The organism is Comamonas avium (assembly GCF_014836675.1).
Lineage (GTDB): Bacteria > Pseudomonadota > Gammaproteobacteria > Burkholderiales > Burkholderiaceae_C > Comamonas > Comamonas avium.
On the sequence record NZ_JACSQK010000004.1, the window covers coordinates 143,505 to 164,763 of the forward strand.

Consider the following 21,259-nt stretch of genomic DNA (forward strand, 5'->3'; position numbering starts at 1 on the left):
TCAGGCGCGTGGCAAGTTTTCGGCCAGATCACGCCATGCTGTCAGCTCTGGCTCGCCCGGGTGGCGCACACCAAAGAACATGGCCACCACATCACCACTGGCATCAAACAGCTCGACCGAAGTCACAATGCCGTCCGATGTCGGCTTGCGCACCAGCCAGGCACTGGTGATCAGGTCACGGCGCAGATGCAGGCTAAAGCCAGGATCCAGCACATTGATCCAGTCCGCGCCGCCCGCAGACTGCATGGGCCTGACCTGCTTGACAGGCCCGGAATGAATCTGGATGCACCCCTTGCTGCCTACAAACACCATGATGGGCAATGCTGTTGCTGCGGACTGCTCCAGCAGGGGTGTCACGGCATTCAGATGCAATGCCTCGCTGTACAGCCCCTGCGTCAACCGGAAACTTTGCTGGCGCTCACAGCCAAATTTTTTGAGCATGCCAAAGAAGTCGTGTGTGTCCTGCATGGCAGCCCATGCCGTGCGCAGGCCTTCGGCGTCCATGCTGCTGTCATCAGCAACCGCCGCCGGGGCGGCGGCTGGCACGAACTGGTAATCCGCCCGCGCATCCACAAAGCGGGTGACTACGGCCTCCAGTGCCTGCAGGTTGGTGGCCTCGCGTGCATAAATTTTATGTACCGCCACACCGTGCTTGTTAAAAAACTGCAGGCTGCGCATCACCTTGCCATCACGCCCAGTCTCGGTCACGTAAAAACCAGCGTGCCACTGGAAAAAGAAAATACGCAGATCAATGTCATCGTTGTTGCACAGAGCAACCTGGCCTTCGCGGCTGAAGCCTTTGTAGACCCCATCTTTTTCGTGCACTACCGATTCATTGCGGGTCAGTGCCATCAAGTCGCCACAAGGCTCCAGCGCCGACAAAATTTCAAACCACTCTGGCTTGAGCGCCTGGGCTTTCAGCGGCTGCTCATGCTGGCCCACATGGGCGGCTATCACAGCGCCTTCGCTCGAGCCGATGGCTTGGGCTGCATCTTTGGCGCGCAAGCCATTGGCACGTGCCTGAACAAAAGCACAACGGATGGCTGCGTGATCAGCCAAAGAAGAATCAATCATGGCGTTCATTGCGTAGCTCCTGATTAGAAAATAAAGCAAACAAAAAGCGCTCGCACTCAGTGGCTGAGAGCGAGCGCTTGGGCACACACCTTAGAAATCCAGCACCATCGAGACGCGTACGTTGCGCCCTGGCTGGCTGTAGGCATCAATCGCAGCGCGCTCAGCCGCAGCTGTCACACCACGCACATCCGACCAGTTCCAGTACTTTTTGTCGGTCAGGTTGTACAGCCCCACGTTCAGGCGCAAGTCTTTGCGCAGCGCCACCTGTGCGGTCCAGTCCAGCACGGTGTAGGAGGGGCTCAGGAACAGGCTGCGCGAGCCTGTGGGTAAATCGCTCTTCTTTTTGCCTGCACTGTGGCTGGCAGCCAGCTCCCAGCGCCAGTTGGCTGCCTGCTGGCCCACGCCCAGCTTCAACTGGTGCGGGGCAATGCTTTCCAGGCCGCTGCCATCCTCGCCCGTACCCTTGGTGTAGCCATAGCCGCCATGCACCTGCCACACACCGCCCCAGGACTGGCCCACTTGGGCCTTGCCTTTGAGCTCAAACCCTTTGATGGTGGCTTTGGCCTGGTTGCGCGATTGCTGCAGGGTCACGGCCGGATTGCTGGGCAGCGTGCCGGCATCGGCGTAGCGCTCGATGAAGTTGCGATAGCGACCATAGAAAGCCGAGGCCTCCCACTGGAAGAGGCCCTCTGCATCGCGCAGGCCCAGCTCAAAGTTGTTGCTGGTCTCAGCCTTCAGATTGGGGTTGGGCAGGATGTAGTAGCCATAAAACGGCGTGATGTTGCCGAAGTAATTGTTCATCTCCCCTGACGACGGAGCACGGAAGCCACGCTGGTAATTGGCAAAGGCCTGCACCCCGCCCCCCAGCTTCAATTGCGTACCCAACTGAGGCAGCCACGCGCTGAAACGCTTGCTGGCCAGCGTGGCACCCGATGCTCCGGTGTTGATGCTGCCAGCATCCGGGTCTATCTTGACCGACTCATAGCGCAGGCCTGGCTTGACCATCCAGTCATCCCATTCGATGCGATCCTCTACAAAAACGCCCCATCGTGTCGTGCGGCTGTCCGGGCCTTTGGGCACCGAAGTCGTCACACCCGCATCTGTTGACAGACTGCTGGTTTCGTTGTCCATGCGCGCCATATCCATGCCGTACTGCAGGTGGTGCATGCCCAGCGCCTTATAGGCCTGTACCCCCGCTTGCAGCATGCTCTCGTCGTAGGCATGGTCGCGCACGCGCATGCGGTTGGCGGTGGTGGTATCCAGCGCAAGCAGTTGCCGGTTGCTGCTGTCCTGCCAGGCCAGATAGGTGCGTAGCGCATCGGCGGCTGGAGCGTTCAGCGCAAAATCCGAGCGCAAAGAAACACGCGTGCGGCGGCTGTCCGTAGACTCAGTGTGCGACCGGGTCGTGCCGTTGTTGAAGTCGTGCAAGTTATTGATATCGGTGTCCTGGCGGCGATGCTCCACCGTGAACACATGGGTCTGACTGCCATCGGGCTTGAACACCAGCTTGGCCAGCGCCGAGCTGCGCTGGCTGTCTTCTGGGTTGGCCTTGGTACGGGTCAGCCCAGTGCCCCCTACCTTGCCCATGGTTCTGACTTCGTCACTCCAGTCGCCATTGAGTGCAACCAGCCACTGCAACTGCTCTGAAGCCTTGCCCGCCAGCGCCAGCCCCAGCGTACGCCCCTGGTTTTCGCTGCGCCAGCCCAGCAGGGCGCGGCCTGCAAAATCTTTGCTGCCACCCAGCAAGTCATAGGGCGACAAGGTGCGCATATTCACCACGCCTGCAATGCCGCCTGCTGGAAAACTGACATCGCTGGCGCCTTTATGCACCTCAATGCCAGCCAGCGTCAGCGGGTCGACATAGTCGCGCCCAAAGCTGTGGCTGTTCATGAAACTATCGGATTCGGGCTGAGGAATGCCGTCCACCAGGGTCTGCACACGGTTGCCGCCCAGACCACGGATTTCAAATCCTGTGTTGCCTTCACGCCCTGCCGTGCCACCGATGCCCGAGCCGCGGCGCGCCGCACGAGGCACTTCCACATTGATCATGTCGCGAACTGCGTCGCGAATATCCAGGATTTGTTTGCGCTCAATGTCCTCTTTGGTTACCACCTCCGTGGCGTAAGGGACAAGGGCAGGATCCAGTGCTTCCTGTGCCTCTTGCACCGTCACCGACGGCAAGACGGGATCAGCAGCATGGGCAGTAAACGACCACAGACAAGCCAACATGGCAGCCGCAGCCACAGGGCGCACCCCCACAGACATTCGTTGCATAACGCGTTCTCGGATAAAAAGTTCGTGACATGGCTGGCGAACCTGGACCAAGAACGGTCTGGGGATAGCTTGCAGGATTGAAAATTATATGAGAATAGTTATCATTTGATAAGCATCAACATGTAAACCTCATTCCTGGTGCGCAATTTTCCTTGTGCTATTGCGTGGCACCTGCCCCGGCAGCCCTGCCCCAGCGCCGCTGGGCAAACGCACACCACACACACGCGGCGCTGGCCAATACGCCGCCTACCCAGCCGATGTGCTGCATGCCCGCATGCAGACTCACCTGGCTACCCAGCAGCGCACCGGCCCCAATGCCGATATTGAAGATGCCGGAAAACAGTGACATGCCGACGTCTGTGGCGTCATGCGCCTGCGCCAGCACCTTGGCCTGCAGGGCCAGCACCATGCACATCATGGCGCTGCCCCAGACCAGGCACATTGCATACAGCGACATTTCATGCTGGCTGACTGGCAGCAGCAGCAGCAAGCTGGCAGCCATGGCCGCAATCGATACCAGCAAGAACCCTTTGGGAAAACGCGCGCCATACACACTGAACAAGACACTGCCAACAATGCCCATGCCGCCAAACAGCAGCAGCACCACGGTGGTCACATGCGCACTCAAGCCTGCCACCACCTGCACAAAAGGCTCGATATAGCTGTAGACGGTGAACTGCGCCGTCACCACCAAAATCAGCAAGGCATAAATGGCCATCAGCGCAGGGCGGCGCAGCAGCACGGGAATGCTGGAAGCAGAGCCTGAATTTTCACTGGGCAGCAAAGGCAGCAGTCTGGACAGCACCAGCATGACCACGACGGCCAGAGCGCCAATGGCCCAAAACGTTGTGCGCCAGCCCAGCCAGTCGCCCACCACGCGCCCCAGGGGAATGCCCATCACCATGGCCAGCGTCGTGCCCGTGGCCAGCATGCTCAGCGCCTGCGCTTTCTTGCCCACCGGGGCTATGCGTACCGCCAAAGCCGCCGTGATGGACCAGAACACCGCGTGTGACAGTGCCACGCCAATGCGGCTGGCCATCAGCATCTCAAAACTGCTCACCATGCCCGAAGCTACATGGCTGACGATGAACAGCGCAAACACGCCCATGAGCAGCCTGCGTCGCTCTATCTTGCGCGTCAGCAGCATCATCGGCAGCGAGGCCAGTGCCACCACCCAGGCATAGATGGTCAGCATCAGCCCCACGTGCTCGGTTGGCATGCCAAAGCTGGCACCAATGTCGCTGAGCATGCCCACAGGCACAAACTCGCTGGTGTTAAAAATAAAGGCACCCATGGCCAGCGCACTGACGCTCAGCCACGCACGAAAATTAGAAGAAGCAGTATTGGAAGCAGCCATACCCGAACAAAAAAAGAGCACAGCCTAGTGACTGTGCCCCTGTATTGTTGCCGCGTCTTTCAAAGGGCTGCAGCTGCGCTGCACTTGCCCCTTTAGCTGTCAGTACGCAACTGTGAAACGCTGACGCACGTGCAACTGGCGCTCCAGCGCATCGACCAGCGCTACCGCCAAGTCCTGGACAGAAATATCACCCAGCTGCCCATCCTCCTGCATCAACGGAGCATCACTGCCAGTACGGTACTGTCCGGTGCGACCACGCGCCTGGGCTGCAGAGCCTGCGTGAAAGCCCGCCGCTGGGCTGAGCAGAGTCCAGTCCAGGGTGTCTTCTTTTTGCAATTGCGTGAGCATGTCGCGCGCGGCAGAAGCGCCCGGGTAGATGGCTGCAGGAAATTCGGGTGTATCTACCAGCTGCACACCTGGTGCCACATACAGACTGCCCGCACCACCCACCACCAGATAGCGCTTTACACCTGCCGCTTTCACACCCTGCACGATGGCCGCTGAGCCACGCATAAAATCGTCGTAAATATTGGGATTGTTCCAGCCCGCGTTGTAGGTGCTGAGCACGGCCTGCGTGCCACGCACCGCCTGCTGCACGGCGGCTGCGTTCATTACGTCGGCCTGCACCACCTGCACACCCGCCTGTGCGGGCAGCTTGGCTGGATCGCGCACCAGCGCCACCACTTCATGACCGCGTTGCACCAGTTCCTGCAAAACAGCAGCACCTACAAAACCTGTCGCTCCAATCAACGCTACTTTCATGTCGAAACTCCTTGTATGGGGAAGTAATTGCTGAAGCTTAAGACGCAATACCGGCAAAAAATCACGCAGTTTTCACCAACACTTTGAAGCTGCACTTCACAATAGAGCGCATGGACGATCTCAAACGCATGGCAGTTTTTGCCACCGTCGTGCAGCACGGCTCCATGACTGCGGCTGCACGCAGCCTGGGCATGAGCCCTTCTGCCGTGAGCCAGCACATCCGTCAGCTGGAGCGTGAAGGCGGCGTCACGCTGCTGCACCGCTCTACCCGGCAGATTTCCCTGACCGATGCAGGCCAGCGCTTTTATGTGCAGTGCGCCACGCTCAGTGCTGCAGCCGAACGCGCACGCGCCGAACTGGCCGCCGAGCAGCAAGTTCCCAGTGGCGAGCTGCGTCTGGCTGCGCCCGTGGGCTTTGCCCACCATACCGCCCCGGCGCTGGGAGCCTGGCTGGCGCGTTTTCCGCAACTGCGGCTGCGCTTGCTGCTGGACGATGTGCCCATCGATCTGATTCAGGCGCGTGTCGATCTGGCCCTGCGCTTTGGCCCGCAGGCCGACTCCAACTGGGTGGCTCGCAAACTGGCCAGCACACCCAACTGGCTGTGCGCTGCCCCTGCATGGATACATGCACGCGGTGGAGTTCCTCAGCACCCCGCACACCTGGCGCAAGACACCTGGCTGACGCTGAGCCACCGCGACCAACACCAGCTTGCGCTGATCTGGCAGCATCTACACAGCGGTGAGCGCTTTACCGTACAAGCCATGCCCCGTGCCTTGAGCAACCACCAAACGGCCGTACAAGCCCTGTGCGAAGCAGGCCTGGGCGTAGCGGTGCTCTCGGCCATGGATGTCACCGAGAGCGTGCAAAGTGGCCGCCTGGTGCAACTGCTGCCAGAGTGGGACATGGGCCTGCTGGACATCTGGGCCGTCACCCCGCAGCGCGATGCGCAACCTGCCAAGGTGCGGCAGGCCATTGAAGAGCTGCAGGCCTACTTTGCCACCCTGCATGGCGTGAACCCATAAAAAAAGCAGCCCGCCATGGTGCTGCTTTTTAAATTTAATAGCTACTAGCGCTTACAGGCTATTGTTTTCAGATACAAAAGTATTTGAAAACAAGTAGCAGCAAGCGCCAGTAGCTCTTATTTTTTATTCTTCACTGGATTTTTCAGACTTTGCTTCAGGCTTTTCGCCACGTTCGTAAATGGCCGATGCACGGCCCACAATCAGCGAATCGAGCCGGCCCACCTTGTCCATGTCGCGGTTCTTGTAGGGCAGCTTGTTGAGCACATAGCGAATGGCATTCAGGCGTGCGCGCTTTTTGCAGTCGCTCTTGACCACCGTCCACGGTGCATCGGCCGTGTCGGTTTCAAAGAACATGGCTTCTTTGGCGCGGGTGTAGTCCTCCCACTTGTCCAGTGACGCCTGGTCAATGGGCGACAGCTTCCACTGCTTGAGCGGATGCGACTCGCGCTCCTTGAAGCGGCGGCGCTGCTCTTTGCGGCTGACGCTGAACCAGAACTTCACCACATGCACTCCGCTGCTGACCAGCATGCGCTCAAACTGCGGTGCATCCTGCATGAACTGCTTGTACTGCGCGTCGGTGCAAAAACCCATCACGCGCTCCACACCAGCGCGGTTGTACCAGCTGCGGTCAAACAGCACGATCTCGCCGGCCGTGGGCAGGTGCTGCACATAGCGCTGAAAGTACCACTGCCCCTGCTCGGTGGGAGACGGTTTTTCCAGCGCCACCACGCGCGCGCCACGGGGGTTCAAGTGCTCCATGAAACGCTTGATGGTGCCGCCCTTGCCTGCCGCATCACGGCCTTCAAAAATGATGAGCACGCGCTGGCCCGACTCTTTCACCCAGGCTTGCAGCTTGAGCAGCTCCACCTGCAGTCGGAACTTGTCCTTTTCATAGACCGAGCGGCGCAGCAAGTTGGCATAGGGGTAGCCGCCGTCCTTCCAGTCCTTGCTCAACTCTTCATCGGGATTGGCTTTGGCCGTGGCCTCGTTGCCCCCCAGCCGGTTGAGCGCCTTGCGCAGGGCCTTCTGGTCTTCGGGGTCTGAACCCTCGATCAAGGCACGCAGCGCCTTGGCGCGCTCTTTGTCACTGCCCGGCTGGTCCAGCACACTCAGCACCGCCGCTACACGGCTTTTCTGCGCAGCCTGTGTAGCCTGACCTGCTACAAACTTTTCAATGGATTTTTCATCCTTGCCCATTGCAACATCGCCTGCGCTGGCCTTGCGTGTGCCATGGCCGGCACTACGGACGCTCTTTTTGGTATTGCTGGGGGTGGGCTTATCAGCCATGCACGAAAACTCCTTGCCGCGCACGCCATCCAGGGTGCACAGACTAAAAAAACGTCACTAGGAAACACATAAAGATACCATTGCGCGACAAGCGGGCAGTGCAAGCACCTGACAAGCAATGCGGCCCTTTGCACTTGACCTGCACTGCTTTTTCCGTTGAAAGTTGCTCCACCGATCTAGATAAGCCTGCAGTCATGACCACTTGTCGCCACTTCTTCGCTGCGTTGATCACATGCCTGTACACCGCAGGCATCGCCCATGCCCAGGTCATACGCTGTGTGGATGCCAGCGGACACGTTACCTATACCGATGGCACGTGCCCCAACAGCAAGCAAGTGCAAGAAATCTTGCCGCCCCTGACCGCACAGGAGCAGGCTCAGCACGAAGCCCAGTACCAGCAAGCGCTGGAACGCAAACGCGCCGCCCAGCAACTGCAGGCCGAGCGCGAGGCGGCCCAGCAAAAAGCCGATGCCCAACGCGCTGCCGCACTGGCAGCCCAGCGCCCAGTGCCACCCGTGATCGTGCAGGTGCCCCCCAGCGACCCCATCACCACCTATGTGCCGCTGTACCCGCCCCGCCCACCGCACATCCGTCCGCCGCACATCCGCCCTCCACCCCCCATACGCCCCCAGCCCGACACTGGCAGCTACAACTGCAATGTGTTTCGCTGCTATGACGGCAAAGGCAATACCTGGAGCCGCCCCTGATCTTCAGGCCACCAGGCCCTGCAGCACCGTGGGGTAGCGCAGGCGCACACGCAGCTCCTGCTTGATACGCGCATTGCGCATGCGGCGTGACTCGCCCATGAAGCTGAGCATGGTGGGCGCCAGCATTTGCTGCGCTGCATCCCGCGTCACACGCGGTGGTCGGGGCATGCCATACAGGTCGGCAGCCAGATCGAAATACTCGCCCATGCGCATCTGCGTGTCATCACTGGCGTGATAGACCCGTTGCGGTTTGCCACGCCACATGGCGGCAATGGCAATGCGCGCCAGATCATCAGCGTGAATGTGGTTGGTATACACATCGTCTTGTGCATTCAAGACTGGCAAGCCTTTGAGCAATCGCCCGCGGGGCGTGCCCCCCTCCCGGTCGGGCGCGTAAATACCGGGAATACGCAGCACCTGCACCCGCAGACCACTGTGCTGGCCAAAGTGCAGCAAGCGCTGCTCGGCATCGACACGCCGGCGTGCACGATCGGTTGTGGGGTTCAGCGTGCGCGTTTCATCCACCCATGCCCCGTCGCAATTGCCGTAAACACCCGTGGTAGAGCCATATACCAGCGCCTTGGGCAAGCGCCCCTGGCGCAGTACACGCACCACATGCGCACTGCGCGTATCAAAGGCCCCCTGCCCCGGCGGAGGTGCCATGTGAATGACACGATCCGCCAGCCCGCGCAAACGGCGCAGGCTGGACAGATCATCCAGATTCCCGACCAGCGGCGTTATGCCCAGCTGGCGCAATGCCGCTGCTTTCTCGGGCGACGACGTCAACGCCAGCACCTTGGGACCGTGCTGGCGCGTCTGCGCAGCCACCAGCTGCAGCGCCTGTGCAATACGCTGGCCCACATCCCCACAGCCAATGATGAGCACACGCGTTCGGCGAAACCTTGCTGGCAAAGCACCGCGCGGGATTTGGATTGAAGGCAAAATCGGGTATCCCCATTGAATACTGTTGTGCAACGGGCCACTTTGTGCAGCCCATTGCCTGTGCTGCGCCACGCCTGCCCTGCAGGTCAGCGCACATTGAGAAACCGCCAAGGATAGCTAGAAGATGACCGCCCCCGCATTCCAGATCACCGTTGAACCCAGTGGTCGCCAGTTTTCCGCCAGCAGCAGCGAGACCATTTTGGCTGCAGCCATCACTGCCGGCGTTGGCCTGCCCTACGGCTGCAAAGACGGAGCCTGTGGCTCATGCAAATGCAAGAAACTCAGCGGAGAAGTCACGCACGAGAGCCACTCCGACAAGGCTTTGACACCCGCTGAGCTGGAGGCTGGCTTTATTTTGACCTGCCGCGCAACAGCACACACCGATGTGGTGCTGGAGTCGCGCCAAGTCACCGACGCCCACGCTTTCCCCATCAAAAAAATGCCAGTGCGCGTGGCCGCTTTCGAAAAGCTCTCGCACGACGTCATGCGCGTTCAGCTGCAATTGCCCGCCAACACCGTGTTCCAGTATTTTGCGGGCCAGTACATTGAATTTATCTTGCGCGACGGAACACGCCGCGCCTACTCCATCGCCACAGCGCCCCATGTGCAGGAAACGGCTCCCGGTATTGAACTGCACATCCGCCACATGCCCGGCGGGGTGTTCACCGACCATGTGTTCGGTGCGATGAAGGAAAAGGAAATTTTGCGCACTGAGGGCCCTTTTGGCAGCTTCTTCCTGCGCGAAGACTCCGACAAGCCCATGGTGTTCCTGGCCTCTGGCACCGGCTTTGCCCCCATCCAGGGTTTGCTGACACACATGCAGCACAAGGGCATTACCCGTTCTGTCAGCCTGTACTGGGGCGGTCGCCGTCCAGAAGATCTGTACCAGGATGCATGGGTCAAGCAACTGGCTGCGCTCATGCCCAATCTGCGCTACGTGCCTGTCGTGTCAGATGCTCAGCCCACCGACAACTGGACAGGCCGCAGTGGCTATGTGCACCAGGCGGTGCTGGATGACTTTGCTGATCTGTCGGGCCATGAGGTCTACGCCTGCGGCGCTCCCGTCATGGTGGATTCGGCCCGTACCAGCTACACCAGCCAGCGCGCTCTGCCAGAAGAAGCGTTCTTTGCCGACGCATTCACCAGCGCAGCAGACAAGTAAACGCGGCACTGCCCGCACGAGGCCGCCTTGCGCGGCCTTTTTTACGGCTGCTTACAAAGCCCTGTACTGGACAAAAAAATCTCTTGGGTGTACCACGCACAAAAAATGCGCACTCGCAACAGACACGCCGCATTCTTCAACGAACAAAGCGAATCACGCTGCAAATACCTCGAACTCAGCGCATACCCAAGTCCATCCAGACGAATCTTGCACAATACTTGCCATGAACCGTCGAAACATCTTGCTGTCCTCCGTTGTCTGTGCCGTGGCACTGGCATCTCCTTTGGCTCAAGCTGCTGAGCAGCCCATCCGCCTGATCGTGCCTTATGCACCTGGCGGCCCGCTGGATGTCACATCCCGCATACTGGCTGAGCGCGTGCGCGATAGCCTGGGCACCGTGATTGTGGAGAACAAGCCCGGAGCGGGCGGCAACATTGGAGTAGATGCCATTGCCAAGGCGGCTCCAGATGGCAAGACCATCGGACTGGCCGCTGTAGCCACCCACGCCGTCAATCCATGGCTGTACAAGAAGCTGCCTTTCGATGCTGATAAGGACTTTGCGGCCATCACACAGATGGTGCGCGTGCCCAACGTGCTGGTGCTCAATACGCAAAAGGCCAAAGAGCTGAACATCAACTCGGTCGCAGACCTGGCTGCCTACGGCAAGGCCCACCCCGGCAAGCTCAGCTATGGCAGCGGCGGCAATGGCAGTGCGGGTCATCTGGCTGGTGAAATGCTGCAGCAGGGTCTGGGCTTTACAGCCGTACATATCCCTTACCGCGGTGCAAGCCCAGCCCAGTTGGCGCTGCTGGCCGGTGAGGTTGATTTCAACATCGACAACCTGGCTGCTGCATCCAGCAACATTCAATCGGGCAAGCTCAAGGCTCTGGCCGTCACCACCCCCGACGAAAGCAAGCTGCTGCCCGGCGTGCCTCCACTGTCCAAGAACATCAAGGGCTTTGCCATTGATACATGGTGGGGCCTGGTCGCACCAGCGGGCACACCTGCCGATGTACTCGAAAAACTCAACAAGGCATTCACTGACGCCCTCAAGGACCCCGAAACGCAAAAACGTTTTGCCTCTTTGATGGCCGAACCCGTGCCCACTACGCCCAAAGAGTTCCAGGCATTCATGGCTGCAGAACGCAACAAATACGGCCCTGTGGTCAAGGCCTCAGGCGCCAGCGTTGATTGATATCACGGCATGCCGCATGCTGTTTTAAAAGGCACCTTCGGGTGCCTTTTTCATGTGCAAGCACAAATCGCCGTCGCTTTCAGGCTGCCCGCCAATCCCCTGCACACAGACAGTCAGTACTTACCCGCAGCCGCTACGTGCAAAGAACAGCTGCGCTACAAACAAGTGGCCATGCATTGAGATAACTGCGCTTGACGCAGGTTTGTGATTGACCCCGGGAGGAGACCACCATGCCCAAAATCCGCTGCAGCTACCAGCTTCACATCCAGTTGAACGAAAGCAAGCCCGCCATCTGGCGCCGCCTAGTCGTGGCAGACAGCACCAGCCTTGCCCAATTGCATCGCACCATTCAGGCAGCCATGGGCTGGGAAAACCGCCACGGCTACGCTTTTGAAATTGCGGGACAGCGCTACGGCCAGCCCAATGCCGACTTGCCCGAAGACCCCACCATGGATGCACGCCGCTACACCCTGAGCCAGCTGCTGCAAGGCCAGGCCCTGGCAGTGCGCTACCTGTATGACTTGAACGCAGGCTGGCAACTGCGCATCAAACTGGAGGCCTGCACCCCCATTGGCAGCCCTGAAGCCTTGCACAGCCTGCCCATTTGCCTGGGCGGGCGCAACGCATGTCCACCAGAAAACTGGAGCGGCGGCATGTCCGCATTTACAGATTTTGTGCAGGCTATTCAAGACAAGCAGCACCCGGGCCACCATGCAGCATTGCGCCTGCACCCAGCTGATTTCGATGCCAAGCTTTTTGATCTGCCAGCAGCACAAGCCCGCATTCACGCCTTGCAGTTACTGCGGCCAAGCACATCGGCAGCAGTTAAGCCAGAAACCGCATTTCTATAGAGACTTTTCAAAATAAAGAGCAGCTAGCGCAGGCGATTAAAGGCTTTCGAAGGCCAATGACTTCAAAGGTGCCAAAAACAAAGCGCCATCTGCTCTTTTTTCAATCATTTCAAACGGTTATCCAGCGCAATTGCACATGTTTTATTGATCCGCGTCATGCCTGAATACAAAATGCTCTCCGTTAGCTCGGAGAAAGTTTGAATTTCACAAAAGTCTGAAAGTTCAGGATCACAATATCGGCCAACTGGACAGTTAGACCCGTTCTAAGGTTCGTGACTGCCGAGCAACTCTCTCTTCACAACGATTTGTTTCGTAAGGATTTGCGCTATGAAAAAAACTCTGATGACGCTCGCCCTGCTGGCTGCTGGTGGCATTGCTGCTCCAGCTATGGCTGCTGACTGCGCTATTACCGTTGAAGGTAATGACCAAATGCAATTCAGTGTGAAGAACATTGAAGTGCCCAAGTCCTGCAAGAACTACACCGTTACCCTCAAGCACGTGGGCAAGATGCCCAAGTCCTCGATGGGCCACAACCTGGTACTGACCACCGCAGCTGACGCCACCGCCGCTGCTGCAGATGGCATGAAGGCAGGCGCAGCTGCTGACTATGTCAAGGCTGGCGACACCCGCGTCATCGCACACACCAAGGTCATTGGTGGTGGTGAATCGACCCAGGTTGTGATCGATGTGGCCAAGCTCAAGGCTGGCACTGACTACACCTACTTTTGCTCTTTCCCCGGTCACTCCTTCATCATGAAGGGTGCGCTGAAGCTGGGCGCTTAATCCACGCTGACCGCCGGTGCATGCGCCGGCATCTCTTCAAAAAGCCCCGGGCATTGCGCCCCGGGGCTTTTTTGTTGCCTGCCTGGCTCCAAGACTTCTGTGTTCGATAAACACCTGTGACCTGCGCACATGCAATCTCTCGACAGCTCACCGCTAGCATGCGGCAGCGATCACCCAACAACACACCGAGGAGCCAGCGCATGGACCACACAGCACACCAGACCCCACACCCCGAAGAAGGCGCCGTTCGCCAGCCTCTGGAAATGTACATGCGCGGCCATGCAGAAGACAACGCCGAGCACATGCGCGCTGCCTTCCTGCCCACTGCCCGCCTGGAAAGCGTGCGCGAAGGTCCTCTGACGTCCTGGGATCTGGACTTTTACTGCCTGCGTTTTACCAATACACCTGCACCCGACGAGTCCACGCGCCGCCGCAGCATTGACTGGCTGGACATCACCGGCACCTCGGCCATGGCAAAAGTTACGCTGGTCCATGGCAGCGTCACCTTCACAGACTATTTTGTGCTGCTCAAAACAGAACAGGGCTGGAAGATAGCAAACAAAGCATTTCACGCACAGCCGCAATAAGCGGCCTCTTTTGATACCCCCAAGCCCAGCCATGCTGGGCTTGCTTGTTTGGGAGTAAAAATTACTGGCCATGTCTGCTTAAAGTCTTTTCAGCACAGCGCACAATGCCCTCTTTTTCATAGCACTCAAAAACGCTCCAGACCATGACTCAGCAAAGCATTGCAACCTCGTTTTTCACCATCGGCGAATTCCATGCTCTGAGTGGTGACGAGATCACACGCACCGCCCATATCGATGTGCCAGCCGAGTGCCTGCAGGTTGCGACCACCTTGCAATCGGCACGCCAATGGCTCAATGAGCAGCACGCAGGCATCGATATGGAATGCGCTGCCGAGCTGCCTTTGCGCGGTTATTTCTCGTTCCAAAGTGAACAATCCACGCAAGGCTTTCACGTAGAAAGTGCGCAGTTGATTGCCATGGATGAAGGCTTTGTTGTGCGCGCCAGTCTGGACAACGGCGTGTGCGTAGAAAGCGACTGGCTTGCCATTGCGTTGTAAAAAATCATAAAAGCTAACGCTCTAACGCACACCCAGAAATCGTTAAAAGCTATATTTTTAAAACCACGCACCAGCACTTCACACCACAGCACAGCCCGCGGACATGCGGGCTTTTTAATGTCTGTCCCTTGTTGCTGCACGCTCATTCGCTGCGCTCTGACACGTTTGCTTGCTTTGTTCTGGCTTGCAAGCGGGTGTAGATCGCCCAATATGGGAGCCATGTACTACGGTGAACGCTTTAACGCCTGGACGCATCTGGTTGGCGCCCTGTTTGCGCTGACGGGCGCGACATGGCTGATCGTGGTCACCAGCCTGCGCGCCGACGCACAGGCCATCACCAGCGTCAGCATCTATGGCGTTGCCATGGTGTTGCTGTATGCCACCTCAACCCTCTATCACAGCGTGCGCGGCCCGGCCAAACGCATCCTGCAAAAGTTCGACCACCTGAGCATCTATCTGATGATTGCAGGCAGTTACACGCCGTTTTGCCTGATCAGCCTGCGCGGTGCATGGGGCTGGAGCTTGTTTGGTGTCGTCTGGGGCCTGGCCCTAGTGGGCATGCTGCAAGAGATCAAGCCCCGCAATGAGGCACGTGTGCTTTCGCTCATCATTTATGCGGTGATGGGCTGGGTGGTGGTGGTGGCTACAGGGCCGCTGCTTGAGGCACTGGGCACTGCTGGCTTTATCTGGCTGGCTGCAGGCGGCCTGCTCTATAGCGTAGGTATCGTGTTCTTTGTGCTGGATGGCCGTGTGCGCCATTTTCACGGCATCTGGCATCTGTTTGTGATTGCAGGCAGCTTGCTGCATTACGTCACCATCATGCGCTACGTCTTGCCCAGCGCTGTGGTTTGATGAAGGCTTCCCCGACGTCCCACCAGCCCTGCGCTCACAGCAGGTCTTGCTGAACGGGCAAGGTCTGGGGACTCTCTTCAGGCGCATCTGTGGTGTTAGTCAATGGCGGTGGAGCCAGCACTTCATCCCATGTCACGCCCGCCAGCGGCTCCCAGTGCGCAACCATGATCCAGCGCAGTATTTGCGGCGCACTGGCCAGCTCTTCACCCAGAGCATCCAGGGCCTGACAAAGATAGCGAATGCTGCTGCGATCCAAGGCCGCAACGGGCTCTTCAATGAGCGTCAGGCGTGCACCGCTGGCCAAGGCAGCGGCGATGCCCAGCTTGCGCAGGCACCCGGTAGACAAATGCCACAGGGGTTTGGACAAATGCTCTTGCAGGCCAAAGCCCTGGCAATGGCGGCTCCAGGCGGCCTCGCTCCAGGTGGGCCAACGCTGCGCGACTTCTTGCACCCATTGCTGGGCAGACATTTCACGCTCGTGCATTGCCGCACGTGGATGGTGCCAGTACACCTGCGCCACGTACGCCGCACTGTCTGCCTGACTGCACAGACCCGCACACTGCACACGACCACGCCCCGCAACAGCATGCCCGGCCAGCACCGCCAGCCATTGCTGCGCTTCTTCGCCAGATTCATCGACCACCACGCAGATGCCAGGCTTCAACTGCTCGCTCCAACCTTTGGCTGGAAACTGGATGCCTTGTGGCCACAAATCGGCCCAGACCATCAGTGGTTTGTGCAACTCCTCGCGTTCATGTATGGCATTGGGCACAGGCCACCTTTTCCTTTCTTGTAACCAGCTTCATCACACCAGGGCTGACATCCCAGCCAGCAACTGTCAGCAGCGGCCTGCACAAGGCAAGCACATTCAGTGCCTGCTCGCGCACGGGGTAAGCCGGCAAATCAGACTTTGTTTGCCGGGGGTGACCATAAACCGCTATACATTTTGCATGTTTGTTACAGGGAGAGAACATTGCAAATCAAAACTACGGCCGTCTTGACACTCACCGCTGCTCTGGCTTTGACTGGCTGCGAAACCATGACCGAAACCCAGCGCAACACAGCCCTTGGCGTGGGCGTAGGTGCTTTGGCAGGAGCAGGCATTGCCAAAGCCACAGGGGGAAAAGCCGGTAAAGGGGCTTTGATTGGTGCAGCAGTAGGCGGCGTGGGCACCTATGTCTGGTCGGCCAGCATGGAGCGTCAGCGTCAGGAATTAGAAGCTGCAACCCGTGGCACGGGTGTGACAGTGTCGCGTACCAGCGACAACCAGCTCAAGCTGGCCATACCGTCGGACATTTCGTTTGACAGCAACAGCGCCTACATCAAGAGCCAGTTTCGCCCCGTGCTTGACAGCTTTGTAACCAGTCTGCGTCGCAACCCTAACACCCACGTCATCATCGTGGGACACACCGACAGCACGGGTGGTGCGCACATCAATGACCCCCTGTCGCTGAGCCGCGCCAACGCCACACGCGACTACATCTTCAGCCAAGTGCGTGGCCCGCGCATCCAGACCGAAGGCCGTGGCGCACGTGAACCTGTTGCCTCCAACGACAGCGCCTGGGGCCGCGCTAAAAACCGTCGCGTTGAAGTGTTTGTGGCCGCCGCACAGTAAAAATAAAGCAGCACCTTCAATAACAGAAACGCAATCCACGCCTGGATCACAAGCGCTGGCTGCGTTTCTGTCGTGCCCTGCTTCAGTGTCAGGGCCGCCATGCAGACAGTGGCCTGCGTGTTCACCTACACAGGGTTGAGGACTTCTACCACTCGATGCCAATTGACACATTTGGTAATGACTTCTATCTTTTTGCAAGCGTCCCAATGTGCCGCTTTGCAGCCACGGTCGTAACGTCAGCGCAGCACCCTTGTCTTGCCGACGTCTTCAGCGAACGGAGGGGCACATGCCCGACCTCACGACCATCGCTTTAATGATTGCCCTGTCGTCTGGCTCCTCGGCGATCAGCGTGATATTGACCGGCCGCACCCACTGGCGCGAGGGCAGCCTGCTCATGGCCATGACGATGACGTGCTACGGCCTGTCCTATGTGTGCATCAGCTTCATGGCATCGCCCAACCCCACGCAGTGGTTCATGGCGGCCTACGCAGTGTTTGCATGCGGGCAAAGCTGCTGGCTCGCCACCATCTATCGCTTCTACCAAATTCGCCCGCCTTGGTGGCTGCTGCTGTGCCTGCCTCTTTGGGCATTGCTGCTGTTTACGCTAGCCATCAACCAGCCTGAACTGCGCGTGCGCCTGGTCAGCGGGCTGTTTCTTTGCAGCGAGATCTGGGGGCTGCTGCTGCTGGCACGCCGCCGCAGCGAGCCTTTGAATAAAGGCAGCGTCGTGCTGGTGGTGGGCGTGCTGATGTTCTGTAGCGCCATGCTGCTAAGGGTGTTTCTGCCCAACGCTTCACTCACGCTGCGCGACCCGGCCTCATCCAGCACGCACCTGCTCCTTTCATTCACCATTTTGTTCATCGCCATGCACCTGAAATCGACCGGTTTCTTGCTGCTTTGCTCAGGCCGCCAGCACAACCGGTTGCAGTACATGGCCAATATGGACGTACTGACCGAGTTGCCCAACCGCAGAGCCTTGATGCAATCGCTGGAAATAATGTGCGGACAGGCGCAGCTGTACCAGACCCCTTTCAGTCTGCTGATGATTGATGTGGACCATTTCAAGCGCGTCAACGATGCATGCGGCCATCAGGAGGGAGACAGGGTACTGACTCAGATCGCCCATTTGCTGCAAACCCATGTACGCCCTCACGACATTGTCGGGCGCTATGGAGGAGAAGAATTTGTCATTGCATGCCCCAACACCGACACGCTGAACGCCAGCTTGCTGGCTGACCGGATGTGCCATGCGGTGCGCAGCGCAGTAGCCGCTCACCACGCACAGGAAACATGGCCCGTGACCATCAGTGTTGGGCTGCATGTGTGCTATCCCGCAGAGGCTCAGACGCTGGATCACGCCTTGCTGTGTGCCGATCAGGCCCTGTACCAGGCCAAAACCAACGGGCGCAACCGGGTCTGGCAGCAAGACTCCACGCATGCTTCGCCCGCAGCCACGGCGTCCGTTGACGCATAAGACCACACGCACCGAAACCATGGCTCCAGCCACCCGGGATGGTCCAAGCGGGACTGGAAAACTTTCTCAGGTACTGCGCTGCACTGAACAAGCCCCTGCCCCAGCACGGTGGTAGCAATTGCGCATCAAGACGCCTGCGTACTTGCCCAAATACACAGCCTCTGGAGACAATGCCCCATTTCCCCGGTATTGAAGAGAAAGAACCACATCATGATCGTTTTAATCACTGGCGCATCGGCGGGTTTCGGTGCGGCCATGGCGCGCAGTTTTGTACAGGCAGGTCACCACGTCATTGCCACCGCTCGCCGCAAAGACAAGCTGGCGGCTCTGGCTGCCGAACTGGGTGAGCGCCTGCTGCCTGTGGAGCTGGATGTGACAGATCGCGCAGCAGTTCAGGCGTTGCCCTCCCAACTGCCTGCCGCCTTTGCTGAAGTGGACGTACTCATCAACAACGCCGGCCTTGCTCTGGGTCTGGAGCCAGCACAGCGTGCCGATCTGGACCAGTGGCAAACCATGATCGACACCAACTGCACCGGTCTGGTCACCATGAGCCGCACCTTCCTGCCAGGCATGGTGGAGCGCAAGCGCGGTCATGTCATCAATTTGGGGTCGGTGGCTGGCAACTGGCCTTATGCGGGCGGCAACGTCTATGGCGCTACCAAGGCCTTCGTGCAGCAGTTCAGCCGCAACCTGCGTGCCGACCTCAGTGGTACCGCCGTGCGTGTGACCAATGTTGAGCCGGGCATGTGCGGCGGCACCGAGTTTTCCAATGTGCGTTTTGGCGATGCAGAAAAAGCTGCCAAAGTCTACGAAGGCGTGCAATTTCTCACCCCCGAAGACATCGCTTCCACCGTGCTGTGGATTGCCCAAAGCCCCAAGCACATGAACATCAACGCCATCGAAATCATGCCTGTACAGCAAAGCTTTGCCGGCCTGTCCGTGCACCGCCAGTCGGTCTGGTAAATGCCCGTTGCGCAGTGACTCAGCCGACTGCGCAAAGCCGTGTTGCCTATGGTCTATCCCCCTGCGCCTTGCCCGCAAGCGCGGGGGGTGGGGGCACTTGACGCACAGCCAACCTCGCACAAAGCCAAGTCAGCGCCCCAAATAAAATTGCAAGACCATTGATCACTAAATCACCAATCTAGCGGCTCTTTCCTACAAGAAGCTGCGCTAGACATACTGACCGCATCCTCAGCCACTGCGGCACAGGCCGCCATGTGATTGTTTCGCTACCCATCAGCGCGCATGTTTTTGCGCGTCGTTCCATGCGTTATCTGTCAGAGAGGCTTGCAACATGTCACCCTGCCACCATGCTCTCCAATGGTTTTGTGTATGGATTGCCGCGTTGCTACTGAGCGCTCCCTTCGCTTTGGCGGCCACCCCGCCAACTGCTGTCCCATGGAAAATAGTGGCCTCTCCCTTCCCGCTGGCGCAGGTCTACATTGATTCTTTACGCAGCCAACTGCAAGAACAGCTGCAAGCCCCGGTGCAATTGCAGTTTGATGACCCTAGCGAAGGGCTGGTGCCCCCCAAGCCCGGCAGCGATCCCAAGCTGGCACAGCGCGCCATCTGGCTGGTCTCTGAAGGCAATAGCAGCCTGACCGGCAACCCCGCACAAAACCCCAGGCATCTGGCTAACTTTGAGCCACTGGTCATCTTCATGGAGATACCGTGGTGCCTGTTTGCCCTCAAAACCTCGCCCGCACATGAGCAAAAAGATCTGCTCGCCTGGCTGTCCAGCCTGGGGCGGCCCGCCCAGATTGGCGTAGGGGCTTACAGCGGCAGCCCCATCATGTGGGTGCATGCACTGGCCAGCAGGGCTAAAAACAAAAGAAAAACAGCAGATCAGCGGCCACTACAGGTGCAGGCCCAGCCGTTTCAGGGTGCTGAAATGCTCACGCCCATGCTGGAGAAAAGCGTCGATCTGGCCATTTCGCGCTGCTCACACATGCGCAAAATTGGCAACGATGTGGCCGTGGTGGCCAAATCGCACAACGAAACCATTCGCTACGTGCCAACTGTGCCCACCTTTACCGAACTGGGCCTGCCACCGCTGGGCCGCGGCTGGCACGGTGCGTTTGTGCCACGCAACATGGCGCAAGCCGACAAGCAAAAGCTGATTGCAGCTTTTGAAACCATCACCACGTCGGCAGAAACCCAGAAAGCCATCCTCGACATATGGCAAATCCCGTTGCGCATAGATCACGCAACATCGCAGCGCTACATCCACCACTATATCCAGACATGGCAAGCCATCTTTGAGCTCATGGAGCGCAATACACAGGAAGAGACTACTGCGGCAAAAACCAGCAAATAGCCCGCAAACACCGTGTTGACCCCCATCTAATTCGCGGTGATCAGCGCACCAGTCACGATGACTTCAATCAGGTACTTGGGGTTGATGGCCGGGCCAATCACCGTCGCACGCGGTGGCGTGTGTCCGGGCACTACCCACGCATCCCACACCTCGTTCATCACCACAATGTCAGCCGCACTGCGAATAAAGATCTGGCACGACAGAATGTGCGCCTTGCTGCTGCCTGCGGCGCTCAGCAGCCGCTCCACATGGCCCAGCACCTCCTGCGTTTGCGTGCGCATGTCGCCGTCTGGGTTGTTCTCAGGAATCTGCCCGGCCAGATAGACCGTACCGTTGTGGATAGCCACTTCCGACAGGCGCTTGCCCACATGGTGACGGGTGATGGAGTCAGAGGTCGAGATGGTCATAAATCAATGCACCGGAGCAAGTGCTGAAAGCTTTTGGCGAACAGTCCAAGCGTAAAGCGCTTAGGCTGGCATTTTTTAATTGTGAGTGTTTTTG

Annotated in this window: 21 protein-coding genes; 13 read left to right on the forward strand and 8 right to left on the reverse strand. The window is 58.7% G+C overall.

Annotation, left to right across the window (positions count from 1 at the left end; translation table 11 throughout):
* The 4 genes from H9646_RS08400 to H9646_RS08415 form a co-directional block, all read right to left on the reverse strand.
* Positions 1 to 1,083 carry a hemin-degrading factor gene (locus tag H9646_RS08400; RefSeq protein WP_191722918.1) on the reverse strand — a complete coding sequence of 361 codons (1,083 nt, stop codon included), beginning with the start codon at positions 1,081 to 1,083 and terminating at the stop codon, positions 1 to 3.
* Between the two features lie 81 nt (positions 1,084 to 1,164).
* On the reverse strand, positions 1,165 to 3,348 hold the full coding sequence (locus H9646_RS08405; RefSeq protein WP_191722919.1) for a TonB-dependent hemoglobin/transferrin/lactoferrin family receptor: 2,184 nt from the start codon (positions 3,346 to 3,348) through the stop codon (positions 1,165 to 1,167).
* Between the two features lie 157 nt (positions 3,349 to 3,505).
* Positions 3,506 to 4,705, reverse strand: coding sequence for a sugar transporter (locus tag H9646_RS08410; RefSeq protein ID WP_191722920.1), 1,200 nt, complete (start codon positions 4,703 to 4,705; stop codon positions 3,506 to 3,508).
* Positions 4,706 to 4,804: 99 nt separating this feature from the next.
* The gene (locus tag H9646_RS08415) at positions 4,805 to 5,467 is read right to left on the reverse strand and encodes an NAD(P)-dependent oxidoreductase (protein ID WP_191722921.1); all 663 of its coding nucleotides are present in this window, start codon (positions 5,465 to 5,467) and stop codon (positions 4,805 to 4,807) included.
* Between the two features lie 110 nt (positions 5,468 to 5,577).
* Between H9646_RS08415 and H9646_RS08420 the strand changes: the two genes are divergently transcribed.
* Complete coding sequence (locus H9646_RS08420) at positions 5,578 to 6,489, forward strand: LysR family transcriptional regulator (RefSeq protein WP_191722922.1); 912 nt, start codon at positions 5,578 to 5,580, stop codon at positions 6,487 to 6,489.
* 123 nt (positions 6,490 to 6,612) lie between these two features.
* Here H9646_RS08420 and ppk2 read toward each other — a convergent pair whose 3' ends face one another.
* Positions 6,613 to 7,776 carry a polyphosphate kinase 2 gene (gene ppk2 / locus H9646_RS08425; protein ID WP_191722923.1) on the reverse strand — a complete coding sequence of 388 codons (1,164 nt, stop codon included), beginning with the start codon at positions 7,774 to 7,776 and terminating at the stop codon, positions 6,613 to 6,615.
* A gap of 194 nt (positions 7,777 to 7,970) precedes the next feature.
* On the opposite strand from ppk2, the gene H9646_RS08430 reads away from it, so the two are divergent.
* Positions 7,971 to 8,483 carry a DUF4124 domain-containing protein gene (locus H9646_RS08430; protein WP_191722924.1) on the forward strand — a complete coding sequence of 171 codons (513 nt, stop codon included), beginning with the start codon at positions 7,971 to 7,973 and terminating at the stop codon, positions 8,481 to 8,483.
* Between the two features lie 3 nt (positions 8,484 to 8,486).
* Here H9646_RS08430 and H9646_RS08435 read toward each other — a convergent pair whose 3' ends face one another.
* A complete protein-coding gene (locus H9646_RS08435) occupies positions 8,487 to 9,425 on the reverse strand; it encodes an SDR family oxidoreductase (RefSeq protein ID WP_191722925.1) in 939 nt (312 codons plus the stop codon).
* A gap of 124 nt (positions 9,426 to 9,549) precedes the next feature.
* Here H9646_RS08435 and H9646_RS08440 point away from each other — a divergent pair, with 124 nt between their 5' ends.
* From H9646_RS08440 to trhA, 7 genes are all read left to right on the forward strand, one after another.
* Positions 9,550 to 10,587, forward strand: coding sequence for a CDP-6-deoxy-delta-3,4-glucoseen reductase (locus H9646_RS08440; protein WP_191722926.1), 1,038 nt, complete (start codon positions 9,550 to 9,552; stop codon positions 10,585 to 10,587).
* A 223-nt stretch (positions 10,588 to 10,810) separates the two neighbouring features.
* The gene (locus tag H9646_RS08445) at positions 10,811 to 11,782 is read left to right on the forward strand and encodes a Bug family tripartite tricarboxylate transporter substrate binding protein (RefSeq protein WP_191722927.1); all 972 of its coding nucleotides are present in this window, start codon (positions 10,811 to 10,813) and stop codon (positions 11,780 to 11,782) included.
* A 230-nt stretch (positions 11,783 to 12,012) separates the two neighbouring features.
* On the forward strand, positions 12,013 to 12,633 hold the full coding sequence (locus tag H9646_RS08450; protein WP_191722928.1) for a plasmid pRiA4b ORF-3 family protein: 621 nt from the start codon (positions 12,013 to 12,015) through the stop codon (positions 12,631 to 12,633).
* 327 nt (positions 12,634 to 12,960) lie between these two features.
* A complete protein-coding gene (gene azu, locus H9646_RS08455) occupies positions 12,961 to 13,416 on the forward strand; it encodes an azurin (RefSeq protein ID WP_191722929.1) in 456 nt (151 codons plus the stop codon).
* Between the two features lie 200 nt (positions 13,417 to 13,616).
* Positions 13,617 to 14,003 (forward strand): nuclear transport factor 2 family protein, encoded by a 387-nt coding sequence (locus H9646_RS08460; RefSeq protein WP_191722930.1) that lies wholly within the window; start codon positions 13,617 to 13,619, stop codon positions 14,001 to 14,003.
* Positions 14,004 to 14,146: 143 nt separating this feature from the next.
* Positions 14,147 to 14,500: a hypothetical protein gene (locus tag H9646_RS08465; RefSeq protein ID WP_191722931.1), complete on the forward strand. Its 354-nt coding sequence runs from the start codon at positions 14,147 to 14,149 to the stop codon at positions 14,498 to 14,500.
* Positions 14,501 to 14,719: 219 nt separating this feature from the next.
* Entirely contained in the window at positions 14,720 to 15,352 is a 633-nt protein-coding gene (gene trhA / locus H9646_RS08470; protein WP_191722932.1) for a PAQR family membrane homeostasis protein TrhA, read from the forward strand.
* A gap of 34 nt (positions 15,353 to 15,386) precedes the next feature.
* Here the strand turns inward: trhA and H9646_RS08475 are convergent, their stop codons facing one another.
* On the reverse strand, positions 15,387 to 16,124 hold the full coding sequence (locus tag H9646_RS08475) for a P-loop NTPase family protein (protein WP_191722933.1): 738 nt from the start codon (positions 16,122 to 16,124) through the stop codon (positions 15,387 to 15,389).
* A gap of 201 nt (positions 16,125 to 16,325) precedes the next feature.
* Here H9646_RS08475 and H9646_RS08480 point away from each other — a divergent pair, with 201 nt between their 5' ends.
* The 4 genes from H9646_RS08480 to H9646_RS08495 all read left to right on the forward strand — a co-directional run bounded on the left by H9646_RS08480 (position 16,326) and on the right by H9646_RS08495 (position 20,758).
* Positions 16,326 to 16,967 carry an OmpA family protein gene (locus H9646_RS08480; protein WP_225214068.1) on the forward strand — a complete coding sequence of 214 codons (642 nt, stop codon included), beginning with the start codon at positions 16,326 to 16,328 and terminating at the stop codon, positions 16,965 to 16,967.
* A gap of 286 nt (positions 16,968 to 17,253) precedes the next feature.
* Positions 17,254 to 18,441, forward strand: coding sequence for a GGDEF domain-containing protein (locus H9646_RS08485; RefSeq protein ID WP_191722934.1), 1,188 nt, complete (start codon positions 17,254 to 17,256; stop codon positions 18,439 to 18,441).
* Between the two features lie 210 nt (positions 18,442 to 18,651).
* On the forward strand, positions 18,652 to 19,404 hold the full coding sequence (locus H9646_RS08490) for an SDR family NAD(P)-dependent oxidoreductase (protein ID WP_191722935.1): 753 nt from the start codon (positions 18,652 to 18,654) through the stop codon (positions 19,402 to 19,404).
* 445 nt (positions 19,405 to 19,849) lie between these two features.
* Positions 19,850 to 20,758 carry a type 2 periplasmic-binding domain-containing protein gene (locus H9646_RS08495; RefSeq protein ID WP_191722936.1) on the forward strand — a complete coding sequence of 303 codons (909 nt, stop codon included), beginning with the start codon at positions 19,850 to 19,852 and terminating at the stop codon, positions 20,756 to 20,758.
* Between the two features lie 26 nt (positions 20,759 to 20,784).
* Here H9646_RS08495 and H9646_RS08500 read toward each other — a convergent pair whose 3' ends face one another.
* Positions 20,785 to 21,165: a RidA family protein gene (locus H9646_RS08500; protein ID WP_191722937.1), complete on the reverse strand. Its 381-nt coding sequence runs from the start codon at positions 21,163 to 21,165 to the stop codon at positions 20,785 to 20,787.
* Positions 21,166 to 21,259: the final 94 nt, after the last annotated feature.

What these genes read in the sequence shown, in the direction of transcription:
- H9646_RS08430 (WP_191722924.1), top strand. Translation starts at nt 7,971, where the DNA reads ATGACCACTTGTCGCCACTTCTTCGCTGCGTTGATCACATGCCTGTAC.
- H9646_RS08460 (WP_191722930.1), top strand. Translation starts at nt 13,617, where the DNA reads ATGGACCACACAGCACACCAGACCCCACACCCCGAAGAAGGCGCCGTT.
- H9646_RS08485 (WP_191722934.1), top strand. Translation starts at nt 17,254, where the DNA reads ATGCCCGACCTCACGACCATCGCTTTAATGATTGCCCTGTCGTCTGGC.
- trhA (WP_191722932.1), top strand. Translation starts at nt 14,720, where the DNA reads ATGTACTACGGTGAACGCTTTAACGCCTGGACGCATCTGGTTGGCGCC.
- H9646_RS08410 (WP_191722920.1), bottom strand. Translation starts at nt 4,705, where the DNA reads ATGGCTGCTTCCAATACTGCTTCTTCTAATTTTCGTGCGTGGCTGAGC.
- H9646_RS08415 (WP_191722921.1), bottom strand. Translation starts at nt 5,467, where the DNA reads ATGAAAGTAGCGTTGATTGGAGCGACAGGTTTTGTAGGTGCTGCTGTT.
- azu (WP_191722929.1), top strand. Translation starts at nt 12,961, where the DNA reads ATGAAAAAAACTCTGATGACGCTCGCCCTGCTGGCTGCTGGTGGCATT.
- H9646_RS08500 (WP_191722937.1), bottom strand. Translation starts at nt 21,165, where the DNA reads ATGACCATCTCGACCTCTGACTCCATCACCCGTCACCATGTGGGCAAG.
- H9646_RS08405 (WP_191722919.1), bottom strand. Translation starts at nt 3,348, where the DNA reads ATGCAACGAATGTCTGTGGGGGTGCGCCCTGTGGCTGCGGCTGCCATG.
- H9646_RS08420 (WP_191722922.1), top strand. Translation starts at nt 5,578, where the DNA reads ATGGACGATCTCAAACGCATGGCAGTTTTTGCCACCGTCGTGCAGCAC.
- H9646_RS08445 (WP_191722927.1), top strand. Translation starts at nt 10,811, where the DNA reads ATGAACCGTCGAAACATCTTGCTGTCCTCCGTTGTCTGTGCCGTGGCA.
- H9646_RS08450 (WP_191722928.1), top strand. Translation starts at nt 12,013, where the DNA reads ATGCCCAAAATCCGCTGCAGCTACCAGCTTCACATCCAGTTGAACGAA.
- ppk2 (WP_191722923.1), bottom strand. Translation starts at nt 7,776, where the DNA reads ATGGCTGATAAGCCCACCCCCAGCAATACCAAAAAGAGCGTCCGTAGT.
- H9646_RS08465 (WP_191722931.1), top strand. Translation starts at nt 14,147, where the DNA reads ATGACTCAGCAAAGCATTGCAACCTCGTTTTTCACCATCGGCGAATTC.
- H9646_RS08440 (WP_191722926.1), top strand. Translation starts at nt 9,550, where the DNA reads ATGACCGCCCCCGCATTCCAGATCACCGTTGAACCCAGTGGTCGCCAG.
- H9646_RS08490 (WP_191722935.1), top strand. Translation starts at nt 18,652, where the DNA reads ATGATCGTTTTAATCACTGGCGCATCGGCGGGTTTCGGTGCGGCCATG.
- H9646_RS08400 (WP_191722918.1), bottom strand. Translation starts at nt 1,083, where the DNA reads ATGAACGCCATGATTGATTCTTCTTTGGCTGATCACGCAGCCATCCGT.